The sequence below is a fragment of the Citreimonas salinaria genome (assembly GCF_900107235.1).
Classification (GTDB): Bacteria; Pseudomonadota; Alphaproteobacteria; order Rhodobacterales; family Rhodobacteraceae; genus Citreimonas; species Citreimonas salinaria.
Window position 1 is genome coordinate 361,351 of record NZ_FNPF01000001.1, and the last position, 20,352, is coordinate 381,702.

Sequence of the window (20,352 nt, forward strand, 5' to 3'; positions counted from 1 at the left end):
TCCCTATTTTCCGACGCAGAAGCTCGAGAAAATTTCTCCGAGGATCTGCTCCACGTCTATGTGGCCCAGCAGTGCCTCGAGCCTGCGCAGCGCGAGTCGCACCTCCTCGCTGGTCAGTTCATACAGATCCGCACCGCTGTCGAGAAGCCCGATCGCTGCATGAAGATGTGAAGCGCCGGCCGTCAATGCAAGGCGGTGACGTTCGCGGCTGGCAAGCCCCGCCTGCACCGCCTTGTCCATCAGCCGCGCCTTAACCGCGTCGACCAGCGCCGGAACCCCCTGCCCGGTCGTTCCAGACACGCCCTCACCGCCCACAAGGTCAATCTTCGCGCGGAATACCAGATCATCCGGCCCTGGAACGACGCCCGGCGTGATATCTTCGGTCACAAGGTGCACACGCAGATCGGCCGCCTCGGCGCGTTCACGCCCGCGTTGCACTCCGATTCGCTCCACCGCGTCGTCGGTCTCGCGAAGCCCCGCTGTATCCAGAAGCGTCACCGCAAGCCCGCCGAGGTCCATGCGAACCTCGATCACATCGCGCGTGGTGCCAGCTATTTCCGAAGTAATCGCGGCCTCTCGGCCAGCCAAGTAGTTGAGGAGTGTAGACTTTCCCGCATTTGGCGGCCCGATGATGGCTACCTGGAAACCCGTCCGGACACGCTCGGCCGCATCAAGGCCGGACAACTCGGCTTCGATCCCCTCAACAACCTCGGTCAACAGCGCCCTAACTTCCGGAGACACGTCCACTGGCACGTCTTCATCCGCGAAGTCGATCGTCGCTTCGAGCAGCGAGACAGCCCGCAGCGTTGCGTCGCGCCACCGCCCTACCCGGGCGCTGAGTGCGCCTGAGAGGAGATCTAGCGCCTGGCGCCGCTGCGACTCGGTTTCCGAATCTATGAGATCTGCTAGGGCTTCGACCTGCGTCAGGTCCATCCGCCCGTTCTCCAACGCCCGCCGGGTGAATTCTCCGGGCTCTGCCATACGGAAGCCGTCGAGCGCACCCAGCCGGCGTAGGACAGCCTGGATGATCGCCACGCTGCCGTGCAGATGGAATTCAACGACTTCTTCGCCGGTAAAGCTCTTGCCGGCGTCGAAGCGTAGAACCAGTGCTTCGTCCAGAACACCGCCCTCGGCGTCCCGCAGTCGGCGCAGACTCGCTCGCCTGTATTCCGGACGCCCTCCAGCCAAGGCGTCGCATGCATCGTCCGCGCGCGGACCCGACACCCGGATCACCCCCAGACCCGCCTTGCCCGGAGCCGACGCCAGGGCAAAGATCGTGTCCATAGCCTTATCCTAGCTGTTCATCGAGTCGAAGAATTCGGCGTTCGTCTTGGTCTGCTTCAACTTCGAGATCAAAAACTCGACACCGTCGGTCGTGCCCATCGGGTTGAGGATCCGCCTCAGGACGAACGTCTTCTGCAGATCGCCCTTGTCGACCAAGAGCTCCTCCTTCCGCGTGCCGGACTTGAGGATGTCGATCGCCGGGAAGACCCGCTTGTCGGCCACCTTGCGGTCCAGCACGATCTCGCTGTTGCCGGTGCCCTTGAACTCTTCGAAGATGACCTCGTCCATGCGGCTGCCGGTGTCGATCAGCGCGGTGGCGATGATAGTCAGGCTGCCGCCCTCTTCGATGTTGCGCGCCGCGCCGAAGAACCGCTTGGGCCGCTGCAGCGCGTTCGCGTCCACACCGCCGGTCAAGACCTTACCAGACGAGGGCACGACCGTGTTAAACGCTCTGCCAAGTCTTGTGATCGAGTCAAGAAGGATAACAACATCTCGTTTGTGCTCGACCAAGCGCTTGGCCTTCTCGATGACCATCTCGGACACCGCGACGTGCCGCTGCGCAGGCTCGTCGAAGGTCGACGACACGACCTCGCCCTTGACCGAGCGCTGCATGTCCGTGACCTCCTCGGGTCGCTCGTCGATCAGCAGGACGATCAGGTAGCATTCGGGGTGGTTCTTCTCTATGCTGCTCGCGATGTTCTGCAGCAGCACGGTCTTGCCGGTCCGCGGCGGCGCGACGATCAAGCCCCGCTGTCCCTTCCCGATCGGCGACACCAGGTCGATGATCCGGGCCGACCGATCCTTGATCGTCGGATCCTCGATTTCCATCTTCAGCCGCTCGTCGGGGTACAGCGGCGTCAGGTTGTCGAACGCGATCTTGTGCCGCGCCTTCTCGGGCTCCTCGAAGTTGATGCGTGTCACGCTGACCAGCGCGAAGTAGCGCTCGGCATCGTCCGGCGCGCGCATCTCGCCCTCGATGGAATCGCCGGTGCGCAGCGAGTATTTCCGGATCATGTCGGGCGACACGTAGATGTCGTCCGGGCCCGGTAGATAGTTCGCCTCGGGCGAGCGCAGGAAGCCGAAGCCGTCCTGCAGCACCTCCAGCACGCCGTCGCCGAAGATCTCCCATCCCTCGTCCGCGCGTTCGCGCAGGATCTGGAACATCATCTCACCCTTCCGCATGGTCGAGGCGTTCTCGATCTCGAGTTCCTCGGCCATGGACAGCAGGTCCTTGGGGCTTTTCGCCTTCAGGTCGGAGAGGTTGAGGCGTTCCTCGGTCATCGGACATCCTTTCACGGGCACCGAAGGCACCGCGGGTCGTGCAGGCAGGGGGGTGTCATCCAGAACAGGAGACATCAAGGCTGATAGCAGCACGCCCCCGGTTTCGTCAATCGAAGCCGTCGAGACCTCCTGAAGGCCGTCCCTACCTTCTCAAATAAAGAGAAAGATAAGGTTGTTGTGATAGTAGGCCCCTCAGATGGCTGGGGATTAACCCTTTCGCAACAAAATCTCCACAAACGGGCCGATTGTGGATAATCCGCTGGGCGGTTTCGCGGCAAGCGTGCTCTTGAAAGCGACAACTATAGGATTAGAAAAGACAAAGTGTGGATATTCCGAGCGCATACAGCCTGTGAATAAACTTGGGCAGAATGCCGGGGTTGCGCGTTGGTCCCCCGTCTTTTGTTTTCCCGCTCCCCAAGCGGACAAGATCATCGGCGCCGCGCAGAACCGCCCGAGTCCTCCACCGCTTGCGCCTGCGGCGGTTTTTCCGCAAAACGGTCCCCGCGTTCCGACCCCCGGCGATCCACGGAGTTTTCCACAATGGCGGCCGATCTCATCCTCGCCTCCGGGTCTGAAATCCGGCGCCGGATGCTGGAATCCGCCGGCCTGACCCTCGAAATCGAATCGCCCCGCGTCGACGAAGAGTCGATTCGCGCCGCAGTAGCGCTCGAAGGCGCCTCGCCCCGTGAAACCGCCGATACGCTGGCCGAGGTGAAGGCCGCCAAGGTCGCAGGCCGCCGTCCCGAAGCCCGGGTGCTGGGCTGCGATCAGGTGCTGGATATTGATCGCGAAGGGCTTGCCAAACCGTCAACGCGTGACGAGGCGGCCGCGCAGTTGCGCCGCCTGCGTGGCAAGACGCACCGCCTGCTGTCCGCCGCCGTCCTGTTCGAGGGCGCCGAGCCCGTCTGGCGCCACGTTGGCGTAGCGCGGCTGACGATGCGCCCGGTATCGGATGCCTTCATCGAAGCCTATCTGGACCGCAACTGGCCCGGCGTCGCCACCTCGGTCGGCGCGTACAAGATAGAAGAAGAAGGCGCCCGCCTGTTCGCCCACGTCCAGGGCGACCTGTTCACGATCCAAGGCCTTCCGCTGTTCGCGCTGCTGAATTTCCTGACCGACAGGGGGACCATTCCCGGATGACCGCGTCACTCCCCCGCATCCCGCTGGCCGGCGTCATCGGCTCTCCGGTTGCTCATTCCCGTTCACCGGTCCTCCACGGCCACTGGCTGCGCCGATACGGGTTGAAGGGTCATTACGTCCCGCTCGACATCGCCGAGGACCGGCTCGAGGTCATGTTGCGCGTCCTGCCCGAGCTCGGCTTCGTCGGCGTCAACGTGACGATCCCCCACAAGGAACGCGTGCTGGCGCTTGCCGATCTCGTCTCCGACCGCGCCTCGCTGATCGGAGCCGCCAACACGTTGATCTTCCGGCCCGACGGCAAGATCTATGCCGACAATACCGATGGCTACGGCTTCGTCGAGAACCTGCGCCAATCCGTGCCGGACTGGCGACCTGCGGCCGGCCCTGCGACTGTCTTTGGCGCGGGCGGCGCCGCGCGCGCGGTCGTCGTCTCGCTTCTGGACGCGGGCGTTCCCGAGATCCGTGTGACCAACCGGACCCGCCTCCGCGCCGAGATGTTGCGCGAGAACTTCGGCAACCGCGTTCAGGTCCACGACTGGGTCAAGGCCGGCAACCTGCTCGAAGACAGTGCGCTGGTGGTCAACACCACGTCACTGGGCATGACCGGCAAGCCCGAAATGCGCGTGCCGCTGGACGGGATGAAGCCTGGATGCGTGGTCAACGACCTGGTGTATGCGCCGCTCGAAACGCGCCTCTTGCGCGTCGCGCGGGAGCGGGGATGCCGCGCCGTCGATGGGTTGGGCATGCTCCTGCACCAGGCGGTTCCCGGCTTCGAACGCTGGTTCGGCCAACGCCCCGACGTCGATGCCGCCTTGCGCGAGGCCGTGCTGGCATGACCTTCCGGCTTGGTCTGACCGGGTCGATCGGCATGGGAAAATCAACGACCGCAAGGCTTTTTGCCGAGGCCGGTTGCGCCGTCTGGGATGCCGACGCGGCCGTGCATCGCCTCTATTCCAGCGGCGGGGCCGCGGTCGGCCCGATCGCCGCCGCGTTTCCCGATGCCGTGCGCGATGGCGCCGTGTCGCGAGACGCCCTGCGCCCTATCATTGCCGCCGACCCCGATGCATTGTCCCGGATCGAGGCGATCGTTCACCCGCTGGTTCAGGCCGACCGCCAGGCGTTCGCTGAAGAGAACGCTGACCGGATCGCGGTCTACGACATCCCCCTGCTATTCGAAACCAGGGCCGAGACCGAGATGGACGCCACCGCCTGCGTAACCGTTTCACGTGAAACGCAAAATGCGCGCGTGCTGGCGCGCGGCACAATGTCCGAGACGGATCTTGACCGCATTTTGGCCCGCCAGATGCCGAACGAGCAGAAATGCGCCCTCGCCACCTACGTGATCGAGACAGACACGCTTGACCACGCGCGCGAGCAGGTACACGATATATTGCGCAAAATCAGAAGCGGACTACCAGATCATGCGTGAAATCGTCCTCGACACGGAAACGACCGGATTCGAGCCGGAGCAGGGCGACCGCATCGTCGAGATCGGCGCGGTCGAGCTGATGAACCACGTGCCGACCGGCCGGACGTACCACCAGTACATCAATCCCCAACGTGCGATGCCGGCCGAGGCCTTCGCTGTGCACGGACTCGGCGATGATTTCCTGCGCGACAAGCCGCTGTTCCACGAGATCGTGGACGAGTTCCGCGCCTTCATCGACGGCGCCAAGCTGGTGATCCACAACGCCGCCTTCGACGTGAAATTCCTCAACGCCGAGTTGAAGTGGTGCAAGCGCCCTGCCCTGCCCGCCGATTGCGCCACAGACACGCTGGACATCGCGCGGCGGCGGTTTCCCGGCTCGCCGGCTTCACTGGATGCGCTGTGCCGGCGCTTCGGGATTGACAACGGCGCACGCACGCTGCACGGCGCATTGCTGGACTCCGAGATCCTGGCCGAGGTCTATCTGGAACTGATCGGCGGCAAGCAGCCGGATTTCGGGCTGTCGGCGCCTGGCCAGCGGGCCGCCACCGCCGATGCCGGCGCGGACTGGCGTCCGCGTCCCCGCCTGGAACCCTTGGCGCCCCGTCTGTCGGACACGGAAAAGGCGGCTCACGCCGCCTTTGTCGAGAAGCTCGGGGAAAGTGCGCTCTGGACGCGGCTCTAGGAGGATCGATGCAGTAAAGGGTCTGCCGATCAACCCTACTGCGTCGGCGCGTTGGATGCCTCGGCCTGCGTCGCCGCCTGGCGGCGCTGGATCTCGGCGCGGTACAGCGCAAGAAAGTCGATCATCTCGAGGTTCAGCGGCGGGAAGCCACCATCGCGCGACATGTCCGAGACGATGCGGCGGGCGAACGGGAACAGCATGCGCGGGCACTCGATCAGGAGGAACGGGTGCAGCTGGTCCTCCGGCACGTTCTCGATGTTGAAGACGCCGACATAGTCCAGTTCCAGCAGGAAGAGTTGCGCGCCGTTGGACTTCGACTTGCTGTCGACCTTCAGCTTCAGCACCACCTCGTACTGGTTCTCGACCGAGCGTTTCTTCGCGTCGAGGTTCACCTGCACCTGTACGTCGGGCTGGACGTCGCCGCCGGCACCCTTCTGGGACAGGATGTTCTCGAAGGACAGGTCGCGCACGAACTGCGCGAGGACGTTCATCTTGGGCGCCTGCTGGGGCTGCTGGGGCTGCGTTGCGCCGTTCTCGCTCTCGGCCATGGGTCGGTCTCCGCTGTGTCAGGGTTGAGGACGGCATAGCAGCGCCGCCGCCCGGCCTCAATGCCCGGTGTCGCGCATGACCGCGCCACCGGCGCGTATCAGTGCCGCGTCCAGCCAGAGCCGGGATGGTTGGGCGACTTGCCGCGCGGCACCTCCGAATACTCGCCCTCGATCACCGTGTCGCGCGGGCGCCGGCCCGCGTATGGATCGCGATACGGTCCCTGTGGCCCCTGCCCCATTGTGAATCGCTGCACCTTCACCCGCTTCTTAGCCCAAAGGAACACCGCATGCCGCACCGGCGGCGCCAGAAGCGCGAAGCCGACCGCGTCGGTGAAGAACCCGGGCGTCAGCAGCAGCGCACCCGACACCAGGATCATCGCGGCATCGGCCAGCGGCTCGGACGGGTTGTCCAGCCGCTCGAAGCTGGATCGCAGCCGCCCGATCGCCATCCGTCCCTGCGCGCGCACCAGCCAGGTGCCGGCGATGGCGGTCAGCACGACGATCGCCAACGTCGGCCAAAGGCCGATAAGACCGCCGACTTCGATGAACAGTGCGATCTCGATCAGCGGGACCAGAAGAAAGGCGAGAAACAGCCACATGGGCGAGACCTCCGGACGTGGGTTCAGGTGGACTTGGCCGCCTGCGGTCCCTACATAGGAAACCAACCGCGAAGTTTCCATGCACACCCCTACGAGGTGCCGATGAATTCCTCTCTTCTGCAGCTGCTGGTCCTGGCCGGAATCGCCGTCTTTCTCGTGTTGCGCCTGCGCAGCGTGCTGGGGTCGCGCGATGGCTACGAGAAGCCGGCAGTGCCCGGCAGCAGCGCGCGCGATCGCGCAGCGCACCGCCCCGATTTCGAGGTGATCGAAGGCGGGCCGGATCACGATATCGTGGATCACGTGCCCGAAGGCTCTCCTGCGGCGCGCGCGCTGGCCGAGATGAAGCGCGTAGAGCCGTCCTTCGGTGTCGGCGACTTTTTGGGCGGCGCGCGCGGCGCCTACGAGATGATCCTCATGGGGTTCGAGCGCGGCAAGGTCGACGAACTGATCCCCTTCCTCGCCCCCGACGTCTACGAGACCTTCGCAGACGTGGTCCAGCAGCGGCAGGAGCAGGGCCTGACCATCGAGGCCGATTTCGTCGGCGTGCGCGAAACCGCGCTGCACGACGCCAGCTTCGACCCCGAAACCCGCCGCGCCGAAATTACCGTGCGCTTCATCGGCGAGCTGACCTCGGTCGTGAAGGACGCCGAGGGCAACGTCATCGAAGGCTCTCCCACCGCGATCAAGCGGCAGAAGGACATCTGGACCTTCGCGCGCGTCATGGGCAGCGACGATCCCAACTGGCAGCTCGTCGCCACGGACGAATGATTGGCAGGCTTGCGGCGGCCCTTCTCGCGGTATCCGCGATGACCGGTTCCGCACAAGCCGCCGACGGATCGTCCTACGCGATCCTCGGCTTCGAGGATCTGCAAGGCTGGGCCGATGACGACCACCAAGCCGCCCTCGACGTGTTCCGCAACACCTGTGGCGATCTGAACGATCCCGACTGGCGCGCCTTGTGCGCGATGGCCGCCGATACCGGCGACGCGCGGCAGTTCTTCGAGCTGTTCTTCCGCCCGGTGATGATCTCGGACGGCGCCGATCCGCTTTTCACCGGCTATTTCGAGCCTGAACTGGATGGTTCGCTCACCCGCACCTCCCGCTATTCGCACCCGCTCTACACCATGCCCTCCGAGGCCGCCGAAACACGCCCTTGGCTGACCCGGCGCGAGATCCTGTCCACCGGCGCGCTGGCCGGCCGCGGGCTGGAAATCGCTTGGGTCGATGACCCGGTCGAGGCGTTCTTCCTTCAGGTCCAGGGCTCCGGCCGGATCCGCCTGCCCGACGGTCAATCGATCCGGGTGGGCTATGCCGGCGCCAACGGCCATCCCTACAGCTCGATTGGGCAGGAACTGGTGCGCCGGGGCATCTACGAGCCACACCAGGTTTCGGCCGACGTCATTCGCAACTGGGTGCGCCGCAACCCCGACGAGGGCCGCGAGCTGCTGTTTCACAACGACAGCTACGTGTTCTTCCGCGAGGTCAGCGAGGTTCCGGCCGAGCGCGGCCCGCTGGGCGCGATGAACCGCTCGATCACGCCGATGCGCTCGATCGCCGTCGACCCGGCCTTCGTGCCGCTTGGCGCGCCGGTCTGGATCGAGAAGGCCGGCGACGAGCCGATGCAGCGCCTGATGATCGCGCAAGACACCGGCTCGGCCATCAAGGGTGCGCAGCGGGCCGATATCTATTTCGGCACCGGCGACGATGCCGGGCAGCGCGCCGGGCGCGTCAAGGATGGCGGGCGCATGGTCGTGCTGCTGCCGATCCAGCGCGCCTACGCCCTGCTGCCGCAGGACCCCCCATGACCCGGCGGCGCCTGCGCCCGGACGAGCTCGAGCTGTGGCAGCAGATCGCGCGCAGCACCGATCCGCTGCACAAGCGCGCCCGCCATCGCACCGAGGCGCCGCAGAAACAGTCCCGAGCGGAGCCGAAGCAGAAGCCCGATCCGCTGCCGATCCAGCCGTTCACGGTGGGGCAGGCGGCCAAGGCGCGGACCGCGACTCAATCCGTGCCGCAGCCTACGGGCCAATGGCTCGACGCGCAGCCCAAGCGCATGGACTCGAAGGCGTACACGCGACTCAAGCGCGGCAAGCTCGCACCCGAGGCGCGGCTAGACCTGCACGGCCTCACGTTGGACGAGGCGCATCCGCGGCTGATCTCGTTCATCCTTCGCGGTCAGTCGCGCGGCTTTCGTCTGGTTCTGGTCATCACCGGCAAGGGCCGCCGCGAGGACCCCTACGACCCGATGCCTGACCGGCGCGGGGTGCTGAAACGTCAGGTTCCGATCTGGCTGGGCCAGGCGCCGGTGGCGCAGGCAGTGCTGCAGGTGGCGCCGGCGCATGTCCGGCACGGCGGCGAGGGCGCGTATTACGTCTATCTCAGGAAAAGCCGATGAAGGGGCTGGCGGGTGTTCTCGGGATGCCGGCGCGGGCGAGGCGCGCGTGACAGTCGACCACTTTGTGCAGGAGGCACATCCTTGAGCAACGCGATCCCCGCCTGGGTGGACGGCCGGCTTGCGCCGGTCGACAAGCTGGAGGTCCATCTTAGGGGCCTGCGGCACAAGGCCGTGTCGGTCTTCGTGACCAGCGGCGACCGCGTGCTGATCCAGCGCCGCGCCTTGGGCAAGTATCACACGCCCGGCCTTTGGGCGAATACCTGCTGCACGCATCCCGGCTGGGACGAAGGCAGTCTGGACTGCGCCAACCGGCGGCTGGAGGAAGAGCTGGGGATCACCGGGCTGGCGCCGGAATACCGCGACCGGGTTGAATACCGCGCCGATGTGGGAGGCGGGATGGTCGAGCACGAGGTCGTGGACATTTTCCTGGCCGAGGCCCCGGCGGACCTGTGTGTGGTGCCGAACCCGGATGAGGTCATGCAGACCGAATGGGTGCGCTTTGCGGACCTGATCGCGCGGGTGGCCGCCGCGCCAGTGAGCTTCACACCCTGGCTGCGGATCTATCTGGATACCTACGCGGAACGGATCTTCGGTGACCGGATGATTTCGCGGATCTGAACCTCTGGTCTGGATGTCCCACGGTGGGACATGGTTGCGCCTAACAAAATCAAGCACTTCCAGAGGCGAATTTACCATTCGTCAAGATTTACCCCGCGTCGGAGCCGAGTGACGAGGCCCGGCGGCGGCGGCCGCGGGGCAGGGTCTTCGGGCTCGGTCGGGCTGAATTCCGCGCGCTTCAGGCTGTCTCCCAGCCAGGTGCGCACGGGGCGCGGCGGGCGCTTCGTCATTGCTTGCGTCGGCGGCGCCGAGGAAGCGATGGAGGCCGCCCCGGCCGGAACCCGACGGCGGACCCGGTGTTGACCGGCAGCACATCAGGCTAGATTGACGACAGGACTGTAGGGAGAGCGACCATGACATTGAAGATCGCAACCATCGTGACGCTGGCCGGCCTTGCGGCCCCCGCCTTCGCACAGGACAACGGCGCCGCCGTGACCGGGGACGCCGCAGCCGGCGAGACCGTGTTCAACCGGTGCAAGGCCTGCCACCAGATCGTCGACGACGAGGGAGAGATGATCGTGCGCGGTGGTCGGGTCGGACCCGATCTGTACGGCCTCGCGGGCCGCGAGGCGGGCTCCGTGGAGGACTTCAACTACAGCGACGCGCTGGTGCAGGCGGGCGATCAGGGGCTGGTCTGGGAGGCCGAGACCTTCAAGCCGTTCGTGCTGCATCCCTCCGACTACCTGACCGAATACCTAGGCGAGACCGCGCGCAGCAAGATGCAGCCGCAGCGTCTGGACGACGAACAGCTGAACGATCTCTGGGCCTACCTGTCGCAGTTCGGCGCGGCCGAGGACGCCGAAGGGGAAGCCCCCGAGGGAAGCTGACCAGCGGCCGCGCGCTTCGGCGCGATGGCGATCAGGGGCGCGCCCGCCGGGCGCGCCTTTCGCGTGCCGAAAGGTCGCGCGCGAGCGGCTCAGTTCGTGAGGATCGTGGCCTGTCGCGTCAGGCCGAAGGTCGTCCCGACCAGCCCGAGGACCATGCGAGTGTTGTTGACCGGGGATTCCGTCGCCAGAACCGTGTCGCCGGGCTGGATCTGGAACTTGCGCGCGGCGAACAGGCCGTCCGCGCTGGTCAGGTCGAAGGCGAAGACCACCTGCGGCAGCCGCGGGCCTGCGCCGCCGAGCATCGTCGCGGGGTATTCGCGCAGCACCAGGACGCCCTCGGGGTCGGCGCGGCTTTCGACCAGTCCGCCCATCAGCGACAGCGCCTCGAGCGCGCTCAGGTGGTCCTTGGGGAAATAGATCAGATCCTCGGTGCCCGAGGCGCCCAAGGCGACGAAGCTGCGGTCGTCGGCTTCGACGATGACGGTGTCGCGCGGGGACAGCAGGGCGTTGTAGTGCGCCCCTTCATAGAGACGGTCGGCCGAGATGGTGAATGTCCGGGACCCGCGCAGAAGCTTGACCTGCGGATTGCGCAGGTTCGATGAAATGCCGCCGGCATCCGCCAGCACGTTGAGGATCTTGTAGTTCCGCGACGGCATCGGGTAGGCGCCGGGCTTGGCCACGCCGCCCACCACGTCGATGGCGTAATCACGGCCCTGCAGGAGGCTCAGCTGCACCTGGGCCGATGGCGCGATGACCTCGAGCCGGGACTGGACCCGCTGGCGCGCTTCGGCCGGCGTCAGGCCGCCGACCTGGATCTGGTCGACATAGGGCAGGAAGATCCGCCCCGAGCCGTCGACCTCGACCTCTTCGATGCGGGTGAACCGCTGGTTGGGATTGGTCAGCAGCGAATTGTCCTGGCTGTCCCAGATGGTGATGTCGAGCAGGTCGCCGCCGCGGATGATCGAGTTGTCGGGCCCGGCGCCGGTCTGGGGCCAGCGCGCGCTGGTGTCCGGTTCGGGCCAGGCCTGCAGGGCGGCAAGGCTTGCGCGGGTGACCTCGACGACCTGGAAACTGGGCGTTTCGGCGCGGGTCTCGCGCAGGATCTCGGACTGGACGGCGGCGCCGCGCGGCAGGCTGCAGGCGGCCAGCAGCAGCAGCGATCCGACGAGAATGGTCCGCGTGATGGTCTGTCGCACGTCTTCCCCCGGCCGGTCCGGCACCTTAAGCCGCTTACACCGGCTTCGTCCCGTGATAGACACTCTGCCGGTGCAAGGAAAGACCGGAGAACGCCCCCCGTGGCCGAACAGCGACCGATCCCCGTGCTGCTGCTGGGCGCGACCGGCAAGGTCGGGCGCATGCTGCGCCACCCGGCCTGCGCCGAGGCGCTTTCCGGCATCGAATTGATCCCCGTGGGACGGCGCGGCGCCACGATCCGCTGGGCGCCCGGCGACGATCCGGCGGCGTTGCCGCGGGCCGAGTGCGTGCTGGCGCTGTGGGGCGTCACGGCGGGCGATCGGCTGGAGGACAACACCGCGCTGGCGCTGCAAGCCGCTGCGGTGGCGCGCGCTGTCGGGGCGCGGCGGGTGCTGCATGCCTCGACCGCGGCGGTCTATGCGCCGGCGGCGGCGCCCCATCCCGAAGGCGATCCGATGGCGCCCGCCGGTGCGTACGGCGCCGCCAAGGCCGCGATGGAGGGCGCGCTGCTGCGCCGTGTCGGGGGCGGGGTCGAGCATGTGCGGCTGCGGATCGGCAACGTGGCCGGCGCCGACAGCCTGTTCGCCAGCCTGAGCCGGGGCGGCGCGGTCACGCTGGACCGGTTCGCGGACGGGCAGGGACCCGTGCGCAGCTATATCGGTCCGGTCGACCTGACGCGCGTTCTGGCTGCGCTGGTCCGGGCGCCGGCGCTAGACGGCGTGTTGAACGTGGCGGCGCCGGGCGCGGTGCCGATGCAGGCGCTGGTCCGGGCGGCGGGCACTCCGCTGGCCTGGCGGGAGGCGCCTGCGGGGGCGATCCGGTCGCTGGTGCTGGACACGGCGCGGCTGTCGCGGCTTTGTTCCTTGGGCGATGGGGCGTCGGACCCGGGCGCGATCGTGGCGCAGGCTCGCGCGGTCGGGGCCCTGCGATGAGCCTGCCCAAGCGGATCGTGGACGTGCTGGGCGCGCTGGTCCTGGGCGTGCTCCTGTCGCCGCTGATCGTGCTGGTGGCGCTGAGCGTGGCGCTGCGCGACGGGCGGCCGGTGCTGTTCCGGTCCGAACGGATGACGACTCCGCAGCGGGCCTTCGGCTTGTGGAAGTTCCGTACGATGCGCGTGGCGCGGGACGATGCCGGCGTGTCGGGCGGCGACAAGGCGGCGCGGATCACCGCGAACGGCCGGTGGCTGCGGCGCACGCGGCTGGACGAGCTGCCGCAACTGTGGAACATCCTGCGCGGCGACATGAGCTTCGTCGGACCGCGTCCGCCCCTGCGCCGCTACGTCGATCTGCACCCGGACCTGTACGCCCGCGTCCTGCGCGCGCGGCCGGGGGTGACGGGGCTGGCGACGATCGTCTTTCACCGCCACGAAGAGCGCCTGCTGGCGTCCTGCCGCACGCCCGAGGAGACCGAGGAGGTCTATCGCCGCCGCTGCATCCCGCGCAAGGCGCGGCTGGACCTGATCTATGCCCGGCGGGCGACCGTCTGCAGCGACTTCCAGTTGATGGCCGGCACGGTGTGGCGCCGGATCAGGGTGCACTGACGGCTCAGCGCCGCAGCGTCTGCGCCGAAAGCATGCCCTGCGTCTCGCCCATCCATTGCCGTGCGCCGGCGACGTAGCCTCCGGGGGTGACGATGAACGTGTTGGAGACGCGCAGATCGTCTGTGTTGCAGTCGGCGGTCATCACCTGCCCGGTTGCGGAATAGGCGCCAAGCGCGACGTTGGCCTGCTGGCCGTCGGTCGTCACGAGGCAGGTGAAGGCGATCTCGCGCGTCACGTCCTCGGGGGTGAGAAAGCGCATGACGTAGGGCGCGGTGCCGGTCGTGCGGCGTCGCAACTGCGCCAGCAGCGCGTCCTCGTCCGACGACATCAGGTCACCGCCCAGCCCGCGGGTCTGCACGATCAGACCGTCGCGGAAGGTCACGCTTTGCCGTGCGGCGTTGCCGAAGGTGCGGTACGGCCCGTTGCGCTCGATCTCGATCATCATGAAGCGCGCGCCGGCGTCGGTTTCGAGGAGCATCACGGGCCCGTCCGTGGCAGCCAGCACCTGCCGGACCTGCTCCGGGCCGACCGAGACGGGGGCACCCGCGCCGTCGCGGTCGAAAACGAGAGCGGGCAGCGACCTGAGCAGGCGCATCGAGTCGCTTTGGGCGCTGGAGCAGGCGCCAAGCGCGACGAGCGCGCCGACGGCCCCCACGAAAGCCGCTGCGCGGCGCATCCGCTTGGCCAGGATCATCGCCAGAACCTCCCCCAGGATTTCGCCGCATCGGGCTCGTGGTATTCGCGCACCTTGTCGTAGAGCCGGCCGCGGACGTTCAGCCGCGCACCGCCGTCACGCGACAGCGACTGGATGACGATGTCGTTCGACTGGCGCGACGGCGTGCCGGCCAGGGTCGCCAGCGGGATGGAGAAGCGCAGGCCCTTGTCGAACGAGCCTTCGCCGAAATCGTCGGCGGTGGCATCGGTGAAGGTCGCGTAGGCACCGATGCTCCAGCCGTTGGCGAACTCCCGGTCCAGCGCGACGGTCGCGCCGAGATCGCCTGCCAGGTACTGGCCCGCGTCGATCTGGCCGTGGAAGCCGTTGCCGAAATCGTAGTAGGCGGAGACGTGGCCGTTGAAATCCGGAATGGTGAACCGTTCGCCGCTGACCGGGTCGATGGTCTCCATGTCCTGCAGGCCGAACAGCTGGTCATAGTCGCGGCGCTGCACGTAGTTGAGTTCGGCGCCGAGGGCGAAGCGGCTTTCGACGGGCTTCCACAGGATCTCGCCGGAGGCGCCGGCATACATGGATTCCAGGTAGCCGAAGGTCAGGCGGCTGTAGAGATTGCGCCCGGGGCGCTCGTACCAGGCCGCCTGGAGATACTCGATCGCCGGGTCGCCCTCTTCCGCATAGAGCGGCCCGTCGGTGCGCACGCGCGGAAGTTTCGATTCGCTCGGCTCGGCCTCTCCGATGTCGCCGGCCAGGGACTGGGTCAGCGAACCCGACAGGATCAGGCCCGGCGTGATCTCGTAGCTGCTGCTGGCGCGCAGGCCCAGGTCGTAGCGCACGGGGCTGTCCGGGTCGAAGACCGAAAGCTGAAGATAGGGCGCGAGCGAGTATTCGAACTTGGGGTAGAAGCCGGGCGAGGCCGGCGGCACGCGGCCCTGCGCGTCGACGAATTCGGTGCGGGCGAGCATCGCTTCGGCCGCGTCCTGCTCCAGCCGCTCGAGGTCCGAGCGCTGCATGATGACCGAAGCGGTGCCCATTCCGTCGACGACCGGGATGATCTCGAACGTTTCGACCGAGGCGGGCAGGGCGCGTGTCATCGCGCGGGCCATCCGGCCGATCGCCTGCGCGGGCGCGCCGTAGCGGTCGTTCAGGAAGCGGACCGTGGCGCGCGTGGGCTGCAGGTCGATGCCTTCCAGTACCAGCCCTTCCTCGGCGGTCAGGTTGCGCAACGACGCCACCGCCCTGCGGGTCGCGTCGGGACGGGTGGTCCAGCCCAGATCCTGCGCGGCGCCCGGCGCGCGCGGCTCGACCGGGGGCGGCGCGGCTTCGACCCCGCCGGGCACGCCCAGCGTCTTGGGATTCGTCTGCACCGACACCTGGAAGCCGAGCTCGGCCCCGTACATGTGGTAGAGCGACAGCTGCGTTCCGTTGGCGAAGCGGTAGTCGACGCCGTAATTCCACGGGCTGTTCTTTTCGTGCACGTCGCGCGACGTCTCGGCCTCGTAGTCGTCCGAGGAATACTCGACGGTGAAGCGCAGCCGGTCGTTGGGCGCGTACGAGATGCCGCCGAACGCCGCGACGTCGCCCCGGAACCAGCGGTCGGCGCTGGGCACGCCGCCCTCGCCCAGGGTTTCGGAGGGGCGATCGCCGGTGGAGGCGAAGGATTGGTAGCTGCCCAGCCGGCCCCAGCCGACGCCGCCGGTCACGGTCAGGCCGTCGGCGACGGTCTTCGACGCGACGAGATATTCGCCGCTGTAGATGCCGGTGCCGATGAAATCCTGCAGGCCGACGGCGATTGCGGGCCGCACACGGCCTTCCTTCAGCATGAGGAAGCGCAGGTCGAAGCTGCGGTCGTAAAGCGTGTCTTCGCCGTTGGAGAAATCGTCGATCGACGTATAGCGGAACGAGCCGGTCAGCCGTGGCAGGATCTGGAAGGACAGCGTCGTCCTGCGCGACTCGCCGAATTGCGCGATGGTCGCGGCAAGCTGCGCGTCGGGCATCATCCCGGCGGTCGGCATGTCGACGAGGCCGGGCGCGCCGTAGGTGTTGAAACTGAAGCCGCGTTGATCGTTCGCGGTCTGCGGTACCGCCTGCGTGGCCGCGCCGGTCGCCGCCACCAGAACGACAACCCCCGCCGCGCTGGACCTGAGCCTGGACAACACACCGATCCGCATATGGACAATCCTTCTGGGCAAGACTGCCTTCCGGCGTAGCCCAGCGATCGGTTCAAGTCTATCTTGGAGGTCCGTCCCGTCCCGGCATGTGGAAAATTCAGCGCGACTGTGCCCTAACGTCTACAAGTTGATCTGTTAAGCGGGCGTTAAAACGCCCCTCGCTACACCTGACCTCGGTGGGAGAAAGGTGGAGTGATGAATGGCGACGGTACTGTCGCGCCAGTCATCATCAAGCGGAAGAAGGTCGTCGCGGGGGGCGGCGGTCATCACAGCGGTGCATGGAAGGTCGCTTACGCGGACTTCGTGACCGCCATGATGGCGTTCTTCATGCTGATGTGGCTGCTCAACGCGACGACGGAAACACAGCGCGCGGGCATCGCGGACTATTTCACGCCGACCGTGTCGATCTCGCGGATCTCGGGCGGGGGCGACGGGCTGTTCGGTGGCGAATCCGTGGTGGCCGAGAACACGCTGCCGCGCGAAGGCACCGGCGCGTCCGCGCTCAACCCGACCGAGGCCGACCGCGCCCGAGGTTTCTACGACCAGGGCAAAGACGAAGCGGTGACGGCCGAGGACGAGGTGTTTCGCGAGGTCGAGGAAAAGCTGACCGGACGCGGCGGCGAAAGCATCGTCGCCGACGAGCGCCTGCAGCACATCGTGACGCGGGTGACCGACGAGGGGCTGGTGGTCGAGCTGTTCGAGACCGAGCGCGGGCGCCTGTTCGACGGCGCGCAGCCCACGCCGCTGCTGGCGTCGCTCGCCCGCGAGGTGAGCGAGGCGGCGCGCATGGTCCGCAACGACATCGCCATCGGCGCGCATACCGCCGCCTTCCCGGTGGTCGTGGCCGAAGATCCGGTCTGGGACGTCTCGGGCGCACGCGCGCGGGCCTTCCAGGGCCTGCTGCTGCAGACGGGCACGGACGAGCGGCGCTTCAGCCGCGTCACCGCCCATGCCGACCGCGAACCGGTCGAGCCGAACCGCATGGCCGTGCGCAACAACCGCATCGAGATCGTCTTTCTACGCAAATAGGTCGACGATACGCGGTTAATTGTATCTGTTAGCCTGTCGTTAAATGACGCGCCTTATCTGTGGTCCTCGAAACGATCCGTGGACAGCAGAAAGGCGTGTCATGACGATTTCCTCCTCTCTCAATGCCGGTGTCTCGGGACTGTCCGCGAACGCGACGCGACTGGGCACGATCTCGGACAACATCGCCAACGCATCGACGATGGGTTACCGGCGGGTCGAAACCGACTTCTACTCGGTCGTGATGGGGGGCGGCGGCGGGACCTACACCGCCGGCGGCGTGCGCGCCTCGACCCAGCGGTTGATCTCGGAAGGGGGTTCGATCGTCGGCAGCAGCAACGCCACGGACCTCGCGGTGCGCGGCGGTGGATTCTTCCCGGTGGCCCGCGCCGCCGAAGTGACCGGCGGCGCCGCGAACCCGCAGATGTTCCTGACCAGCACGGGTTCCTTCCGGCCTGACGCCGAGGGCTATCTGCGCACGGAAAGCGGGCTGATGCTGATGGGATGGCCCGCGGATGCGAACGGCAACGTTCCAGCCTTCCCGCGCGACACCGCGGCCGGCCTTCAGCCGGTCCAGATGGCGGTCAACCAGCTGACCGCCGAGCCGTCGACCAACATCAATCTCGGGGTGAACCTGCCCTCGACCGAGGCGCAGCCGGGCTCGACGCCGACCGGACCGATCCCGCTGACACTCGAATACTACGACGCGATGGGCGGGTCGAATTCCCTGACGATGACCTTCACGTCGGCGGCACCCGGAACGGCCAACACCTGGGATGCGGTGATCGACGATCCCGACGGGAACCCGATCGGCAGCTACAGGCTGACATTCGACAACACGCCGGGCAATGGCGGCGCGCTCATTTCGGTCGCGGACACCAGCGGAGGCCTGCCGGGCGTTCCAGCAACCGACATGCTGTCGGTCACGGTGCTCGATCCTGTGACCGCCCCGGCATCGGGACCCGGCGACCAGACGTTGACCATCAACATCGGCGCCAGCGGCGGCAGCATGGGCATCTCGCAGCTGGGAGACACCTTCGCGCCGCTCAGCATCCAGCGCGACGGCAGCCAGATGGGCACGATGACCAACGTCGAGGTCGACGCGAACGGCTTCGTCACCGCGTTCTTCGACAACGGCACCAACCGGGTGATCTACCAGGTGCCGCTGGCCGACCTGCCGAACCCCAACGGGATGCGCGCGCTCGACCGGCAGACCTACCTGCCGACGCCGGAAAGCGGCGGCTTCGTCCTGTGGAACGCGGGCACCGGTCCGACCGGAGAGATCGTGGCCTTCGCGCGCGAGGAATCGGCCACCGACGTGGCGGGCGAACTAACCGACATGATCCAGACCCAGCGCGCCTATTCGTCGAACGCAAAGGTTATCCAGACCGTCGACGAGATGCTTCAGGAAACCACCAACATGAAGCGCTGACCGCGCTTCGCCGCCTGAGGAGGCCGCCGAATGTCACTCTCCGGAGCACTTTACAACGCGTTCAGCGGCCTTCGCGCCAACACCCGCGCCGCCAACGTCGTTTCGACCAACATCTCGAACGCGACGACCGAAAGCTACGGCCGCCGGTCGCTGGAGCTTTCGCCGGGATCGGCGGGGACCTCGGGCGGCGTCAGGATCGACGGCGTCGTGCGCAACGTCGACCCCGTGGTTCTGGCTGACCGGCGCCTGTCGGACGCGTCCCACGGTTACGGAAACTCGATCTACACCTTCAACACTCGGTTCGAGGCCGCCGTCGGCGATTCGAACGCGCCCGGATCGCTGGTCGACCGCAGCCTGGCATTCGAGAACGCGCTTCTGACGGCGGCCTCGAACCCCGCCGCGACACAGCGGCTCGAGATGGTGGCACAGACCGCGGATGCGCTGGCAGACAAGCTGAACACGCTGTCCGACGGTATCCAGACGGCGCGCGAAACCGCCGACCACACGATCGGGCACCAGGTCGAGCGGATCAACGACACGATGCGCAGCCTGGAGCGGATCAACGACCGGGTCCTCAAGGCCTTCAACACCGGGGGCGACGCCACGTCGCTCCTGGACGAGCGCCAGAGGCTTCTTGACGGGATCTCCGAGATCGTGCCGCTGCGCGTCGTCCAGCGTGAACAGGGCCAGATCTCGGTCTACACGCGATCGGGCGCGACGCTGCTCGACATGTCGGCCTCGGAGATCGGCTTCGAGCCCACCGGCTACATCACGCCGGACATGGCGCTCGGCTCGGGGCTGTCGGGTCTTACGCTGAACGGCGAACCGATCGTTTCGGGCGACCGGGGCATGTTCGCCGGCGGCGACATGGCGGCCCAGTTCGACATTCGCGACCGGCTGGCGCCGGCACGGCAGGCGGAACTGGACGGTCTGGCCAGCGAGCTGATGCAGAGGCTCGACAACCTCGGCGCGGATGCCACGCTGGTGGCAGGCGATGCCGGATTGTTCCGCGATGCCACCGGCGGCATCAGCGGCGGCGGCAATCCGGCGGCCTTCGATCCCGCGAACGAGGTCGGCGCCGCCCAGCGCATCAGGCTGAACACCGACCAGGTCGCCCCCGGGGCGGGAAACTCGTGGCGCTTGCGTGACGGGATGTATGCCGGCGCGGCCGGCAACGTGGGCGACGCCACGCTGATCCAGGCGATCGCCGACGCGATGACGGATGTCGCACCGCCCGCCACCGCCGCCTTCGGGACCAAGCCCGCGAGCCTTACGGCCCTGTTCGGGGATTTCACCGGCTCGGTCGCCGGAGGCCGCGTGACCGCCGAGAACGAGCTTTCCTTCCTCGTTGCGCAGAACACGGCGATGAAAGAGCTGGAACTGAACCAGGGCGTGGATACCGACGCCGAGCTTCAGCGCCTGATGCAGATCGAACAGCACTACGCCGCGAACGCCAAGGTGATGTCGACGGTGGACGAACTCATGGAACGCCTGTTGAGCATCTGAGGAGAAGCAG

At 67.1% G+C, this 20,352-nt stretch carries 21 protein-coding genes; 14 read left to right on the plus strand and 7 right to left on the minus strand.

Annotated features, from left to right (window positions below; genetic code table 11):
• Positions 1-3: 3 nt before the first annotated feature.
• Complete coding sequence (mnmE, locus tag BLW27_RS01700) at positions 4-1,284, minus strand: tRNA uridine-5-carboxymethylaminomethyl(34) synthesis GTPase MnmE (RefSeq protein ID WP_089878229.1); 1,281 nt, start codon at positions 1,282-1,284, stop codon at positions 4-6.
• Between the two features lie 9 nt (positions 1,285-1,293).
• Complete coding sequence (gene rho, locus BLW27_RS01705) at positions 1,294-2,565, minus strand: transcription termination factor Rho (RefSeq protein ID WP_089878232.1); 1,272 nt, start codon at positions 2,563-2,565, stop codon at positions 1,294-1,296.
• A 540-nt stretch (positions 2,566-3,105) separates the two neighbouring features.
• Here rho and BLW27_RS01710 point away from each other — a divergent pair.
• Genes BLW27_RS01710 through dnaQ form a run of 4 tightly spaced genes read left to right on the plus strand, consistent with a single transcriptional unit; the run spans position 3,106 to position 5,816 of the window.
• Complete coding sequence (locus tag BLW27_RS01710; RefSeq protein ID WP_089878235.1) at positions 3,106-3,705, plus strand: Maf family protein; 600 nt, start codon at positions 3,106-3,108, stop codon at positions 3,703-3,705.
• Positions 3,702-4,541, plus strand: coding sequence for a shikimate dehydrogenase (locus BLW27_RS01715; RefSeq protein ID WP_089878238.1), 840 nt, complete (start codon positions 3,702-3,704; stop codon positions 4,539-4,541). The genes BLW27_RS01710 and BLW27_RS01715 overlap by 4 nt, the downstream gene beginning before the upstream one ends.
• On the plus strand, positions 4,538-5,134 hold the full coding sequence (gene coaE, locus BLW27_RS01720) for a dephospho-CoA kinase (RefSeq protein ID WP_089878241.1): 597 nt from the start codon (positions 4,538-4,540) through the stop codon (positions 5,132-5,134). The genes BLW27_RS01715 and coaE overlap by 4 nt, the downstream gene beginning before the upstream one ends.
• Positions 5,127-5,816, plus strand: coding sequence for a DNA polymerase III subunit epsilon (dnaQ, locus tag BLW27_RS01725; protein ID WP_089878244.1), 690 nt, complete (start codon positions 5,127-5,129; stop codon positions 5,814-5,816). Before coaE ends, dnaQ begins: the two co-directional genes overlap by 8 nt.
• A gap of 35 nt (positions 5,817-5,851) precedes the next feature.
• Here the strand turns inward: dnaQ and secB are convergent, their stop codons facing one another.
• On the minus strand, positions 5,852-6,364 hold the full coding sequence (gene secB, locus BLW27_RS01730; protein WP_089878247.1) for a protein-export chaperone SecB: 513 nt from the start codon (positions 6,362-6,364) through the stop codon (positions 5,852-5,854).
• 98 nt (positions 6,365-6,462) lie between these two features.
• The gene (locus BLW27_RS01735; protein WP_089878250.1) at positions 6,463-6,963 is read right to left on the minus strand and encodes an FxsA family protein; all 501 of its coding nucleotides are present in this window, start codon (positions 6,961-6,963) and stop codon (positions 6,463-6,465) included.
• 102 nt (positions 6,964-7,065) lie between these two features.
• Here BLW27_RS01735 and BLW27_RS01740 point away from each other — a divergent pair, with 102 nt between their 5' ends.
• The 5 genes from BLW27_RS01740 to BLW27_RS01760 all read left to right on the plus strand — a co-directional run bounded on the left by BLW27_RS01740 (position 7,066) and on the right by BLW27_RS01760 (position 10,803).
• Entirely contained in the window at positions 7,066-7,731 is a 666-nt protein-coding gene (locus BLW27_RS01740; RefSeq protein WP_089878254.1) for a Tim44/TimA family putative adaptor protein, read from the plus strand.
• A 38-nt stretch (positions 7,732-7,769) separates the two neighbouring features.
• The gene (gene mltA / locus BLW27_RS01745) at positions 7,770-8,768 is read left to right on the plus strand and encodes a murein transglycosylase A (protein ID WP_245710738.1); all 999 of its coding nucleotides are present in this window, start codon (positions 7,770-7,772) and stop codon (positions 8,766-8,768) included.
• On the plus strand, positions 8,765-9,358 hold the full coding sequence (locus BLW27_RS01750) for a Smr/MutS family protein (RefSeq protein WP_089878260.1): 594 nt from the start codon (positions 8,765-8,767) through the stop codon (positions 9,356-9,358). Before mltA ends, BLW27_RS01750 begins: the two co-directional genes overlap by 4 nt.
• Positions 9,359-9,439: 81 nt before the next feature.
• A complete protein-coding gene (gene idi / locus BLW27_RS01755) occupies positions 9,440-9,976 on the plus strand; it encodes an isopentenyl-diphosphate Delta-isomerase (protein WP_089878263.1) in 537 nt (178 codons plus the stop codon).
• 353 nt (positions 9,977-10,329) lie between these two features.
• Positions 10,330-10,803 (plus strand): c-type cytochrome, encoded by a 474-nt coding sequence (locus BLW27_RS01760; protein WP_089878266.1) that lies wholly within the window; start codon positions 10,330-10,332, stop codon positions 10,801-10,803.
• Between the two features lie 89 nt (positions 10,804-10,892).
• On the opposite strand, the gene BLW27_RS01765 is transcribed toward BLW27_RS01760, so the two are convergent.
• Complete coding sequence (locus tag BLW27_RS01765; RefSeq protein ID WP_245710739.1) at positions 10,893-11,999, minus strand: polysaccharide biosynthesis/export family protein; 1,107 nt, start codon at positions 11,997-11,999, stop codon at positions 10,893-10,895.
• Between the two features lie 99 nt (positions 12,000-12,098).
• On the opposite strand from BLW27_RS01765, the gene BLW27_RS20585 reads away from it, so the two are divergent.
• Together BLW27_RS20585 and BLW27_RS01775 are read left to right on the plus strand one after the other, a co-directional pair.
• The gene (locus BLW27_RS20585; RefSeq protein ID WP_143042191.1) at positions 12,099-12,929 is read left to right on the plus strand and encodes an NAD-dependent epimerase/dehydratase family protein; all 831 of its coding nucleotides are present in this window, start codon (positions 12,099-12,101) and stop codon (positions 12,927-12,929) included.
• A complete protein-coding gene (locus BLW27_RS01775) occupies positions 12,926-13,537 on the plus strand; it encodes a sugar transferase (RefSeq protein WP_089878269.1) in 612 nt (203 codons plus the stop codon). Before BLW27_RS20585 ends, BLW27_RS01775 begins: the two co-directional genes overlap by 4 nt.
• A 4-nt stretch (positions 13,538-13,541) precedes the next feature.
• Here the strand turns inward: BLW27_RS01775 and BLW27_RS01780 are convergent, their stop codons facing one another.
• Together BLW27_RS01780 and BLW27_RS01785 are read right to left on the minus strand one after the other, a co-directional pair.
• The gene (locus tag BLW27_RS01780) at positions 13,542-14,231 is read right to left on the minus strand and encodes a YjbF family lipoprotein (protein ID WP_089878272.1); all 690 of its coding nucleotides are present in this window, start codon (positions 14,229-14,231) and stop codon (positions 13,542-13,544) included.
• Entirely contained in the window at positions 14,228-16,378 is a 2,151-nt protein-coding gene (locus BLW27_RS01785; protein WP_089878274.1) for a YjbH domain-containing protein, read from the minus strand. Before BLW27_RS01785 ends, BLW27_RS01780 begins: the two co-directional genes overlap by 4 nt.
• A 195-nt stretch (positions 16,379-16,573) precedes the next feature.
• On the opposite strand from BLW27_RS01785, the gene BLW27_RS01790 reads away from it, so the two are divergent.
• The 3 genes from BLW27_RS01790 to flgK all read left to right on the plus strand — a co-directional run bounded on the left by BLW27_RS01790 (position 16,574) and on the right by flgK (position 20,342).
• On the plus strand, positions 16,574-17,407 hold the full coding sequence (locus BLW27_RS01790; RefSeq protein WP_089878277.1) for a flagellar motor protein MotB: 834 nt from the start codon (positions 16,574-16,576) through the stop codon (positions 17,405-17,407).
• A gap of 100 nt (positions 17,408-17,507) precedes the next feature.
• A complete protein-coding gene (locus BLW27_RS01795) occupies positions 17,508-18,836 on the plus strand; it encodes a flagellar hook protein FlgE (RefSeq protein ID WP_089878281.1) in 1,329 nt (442 codons plus the stop codon).
• 30 nt (positions 18,837-18,866) lie between these two features.
• Positions 18,867-20,342: a flagellar hook-associated protein FlgK gene (gene flgK, locus BLW27_RS01800; RefSeq protein ID WP_089878284.1), complete on the plus strand. Its 1,476-nt coding sequence runs from the start codon at positions 18,867-18,869 to the stop codon at positions 20,340-20,342.
• Positions 20,343-20,352 lie beyond the last annotated feature (10 nt).

Bases quoted from the DNA above. Each gene is read 5' to 3' on its own strand.
- BLW27_RS01740 (WP_089878254.1), top strand. From the start codon at position 7,066: ATGAATTCCTCTCTTCTGCAGCTGCTGGTCCTGGCCGGAATCGCCGTC.
- mltA (WP_245710738.1), top strand. From the start codon at position 7,770: ATGACCGGTTCCGCACAAGCCGCCGACGGATCGTCCTACGCGATCCTC.
- BLW27_RS01790 (WP_089878277.1), top strand. From the start codon at position 16,574: ATGAATGGCGACGGTACTGTCGCGCCAGTCATCATCAAGCGGAAGAAG.
- BLW27_RS01735 (WP_089878250.1), bottom strand. From the start codon at position 6,963: ATGTGGCTGTTTCTCGCCTTTCTTCTGGTCCCGCTGATCGAGATCGCA.
- rho (WP_089878232.1), bottom strand. From the start codon at position 2,565: ATGACCGAGGAACGCCTCAACCTCTCCGACCTGAAGGCGAAAAGCCCC.
- BLW27_RS01760 (WP_089878266.1), top strand. From the start codon at position 10,330: ATGACATTGAAGATCGCAACCATCGTGACGCTGGCCGGCCTTGCGGCC.
- BLW27_RS01750 (WP_089878260.1), top strand. From the start codon at position 8,765: ATGACCCGGCGGCGCCTGCGCCCGGACGAGCTCGAGCTGTGGCAGCAG.
- secB (WP_089878247.1), bottom strand. From the start codon at position 6,364: ATGGCCGAGAGCGAGAACGGCGCAACGCAGCCCCAGCAGCCCCAGCAG.
- coaE (WP_089878241.1), top strand. From the start codon at position 4,538: ATGACCTTCCGGCTTGGTCTGACCGGGTCGATCGGCATGGGAAAATCA.
- BLW27_RS01775 (WP_089878269.1), top strand. From the start codon at position 12,926: ATGAGCCTGCCCAAGCGGATCGTGGACGTGCTGGGCGCGCTGGTCCTG.
- flgK (WP_089878284.1), top strand. From the start codon at position 18,867: ATGTCACTCTCCGGAGCACTTTACAACGCGTTCAGCGGCCTTCGCGCC.
- BLW27_RS01780 (WP_089878272.1), bottom strand. From the start codon at position 14,231: ATGATCCTGGCCAAGCGGATGCGCCGCGCAGCGGCTTTCGTGGGGGCC.
- BLW27_RS01715 (WP_089878238.1), top strand. From the start codon at position 3,702: ATGACCGCGTCACTCCCCCGCATCCCGCTGGCCGGCGTCATCGGCTCT.
- BLW27_RS01785 (WP_089878274.1), bottom strand. From the start codon at position 16,378: ATGCGGATCGGTGTGTTGTCCAGGCTCAGGTCCAGCGCGGCGGGGGTT.
- dnaQ (WP_089878244.1), top strand. From the start codon at position 5,127: ATGCGTGAAATCGTCCTCGACACGGAAACGACCGGATTCGAGCCGGAG.
- BLW27_RS01795 (WP_089878281.1), top strand. From the start codon at position 17,508: ATGACGATTTCCTCCTCTCTCAATGCCGGTGTCTCGGGACTGTCCGCG.
- mnmE (WP_089878229.1), bottom strand. From the start codon at position 1,284: ATGGACACGATCTTTGCCCTGGCGTCGGCTCCGGGCAAGGCGGGTCTG.
- BLW27_RS01710 (WP_089878235.1), top strand. From the start codon at position 3,106: ATGGCGGCCGATCTCATCCTCGCCTCCGGGTCTGAAATCCGGCGCCGG.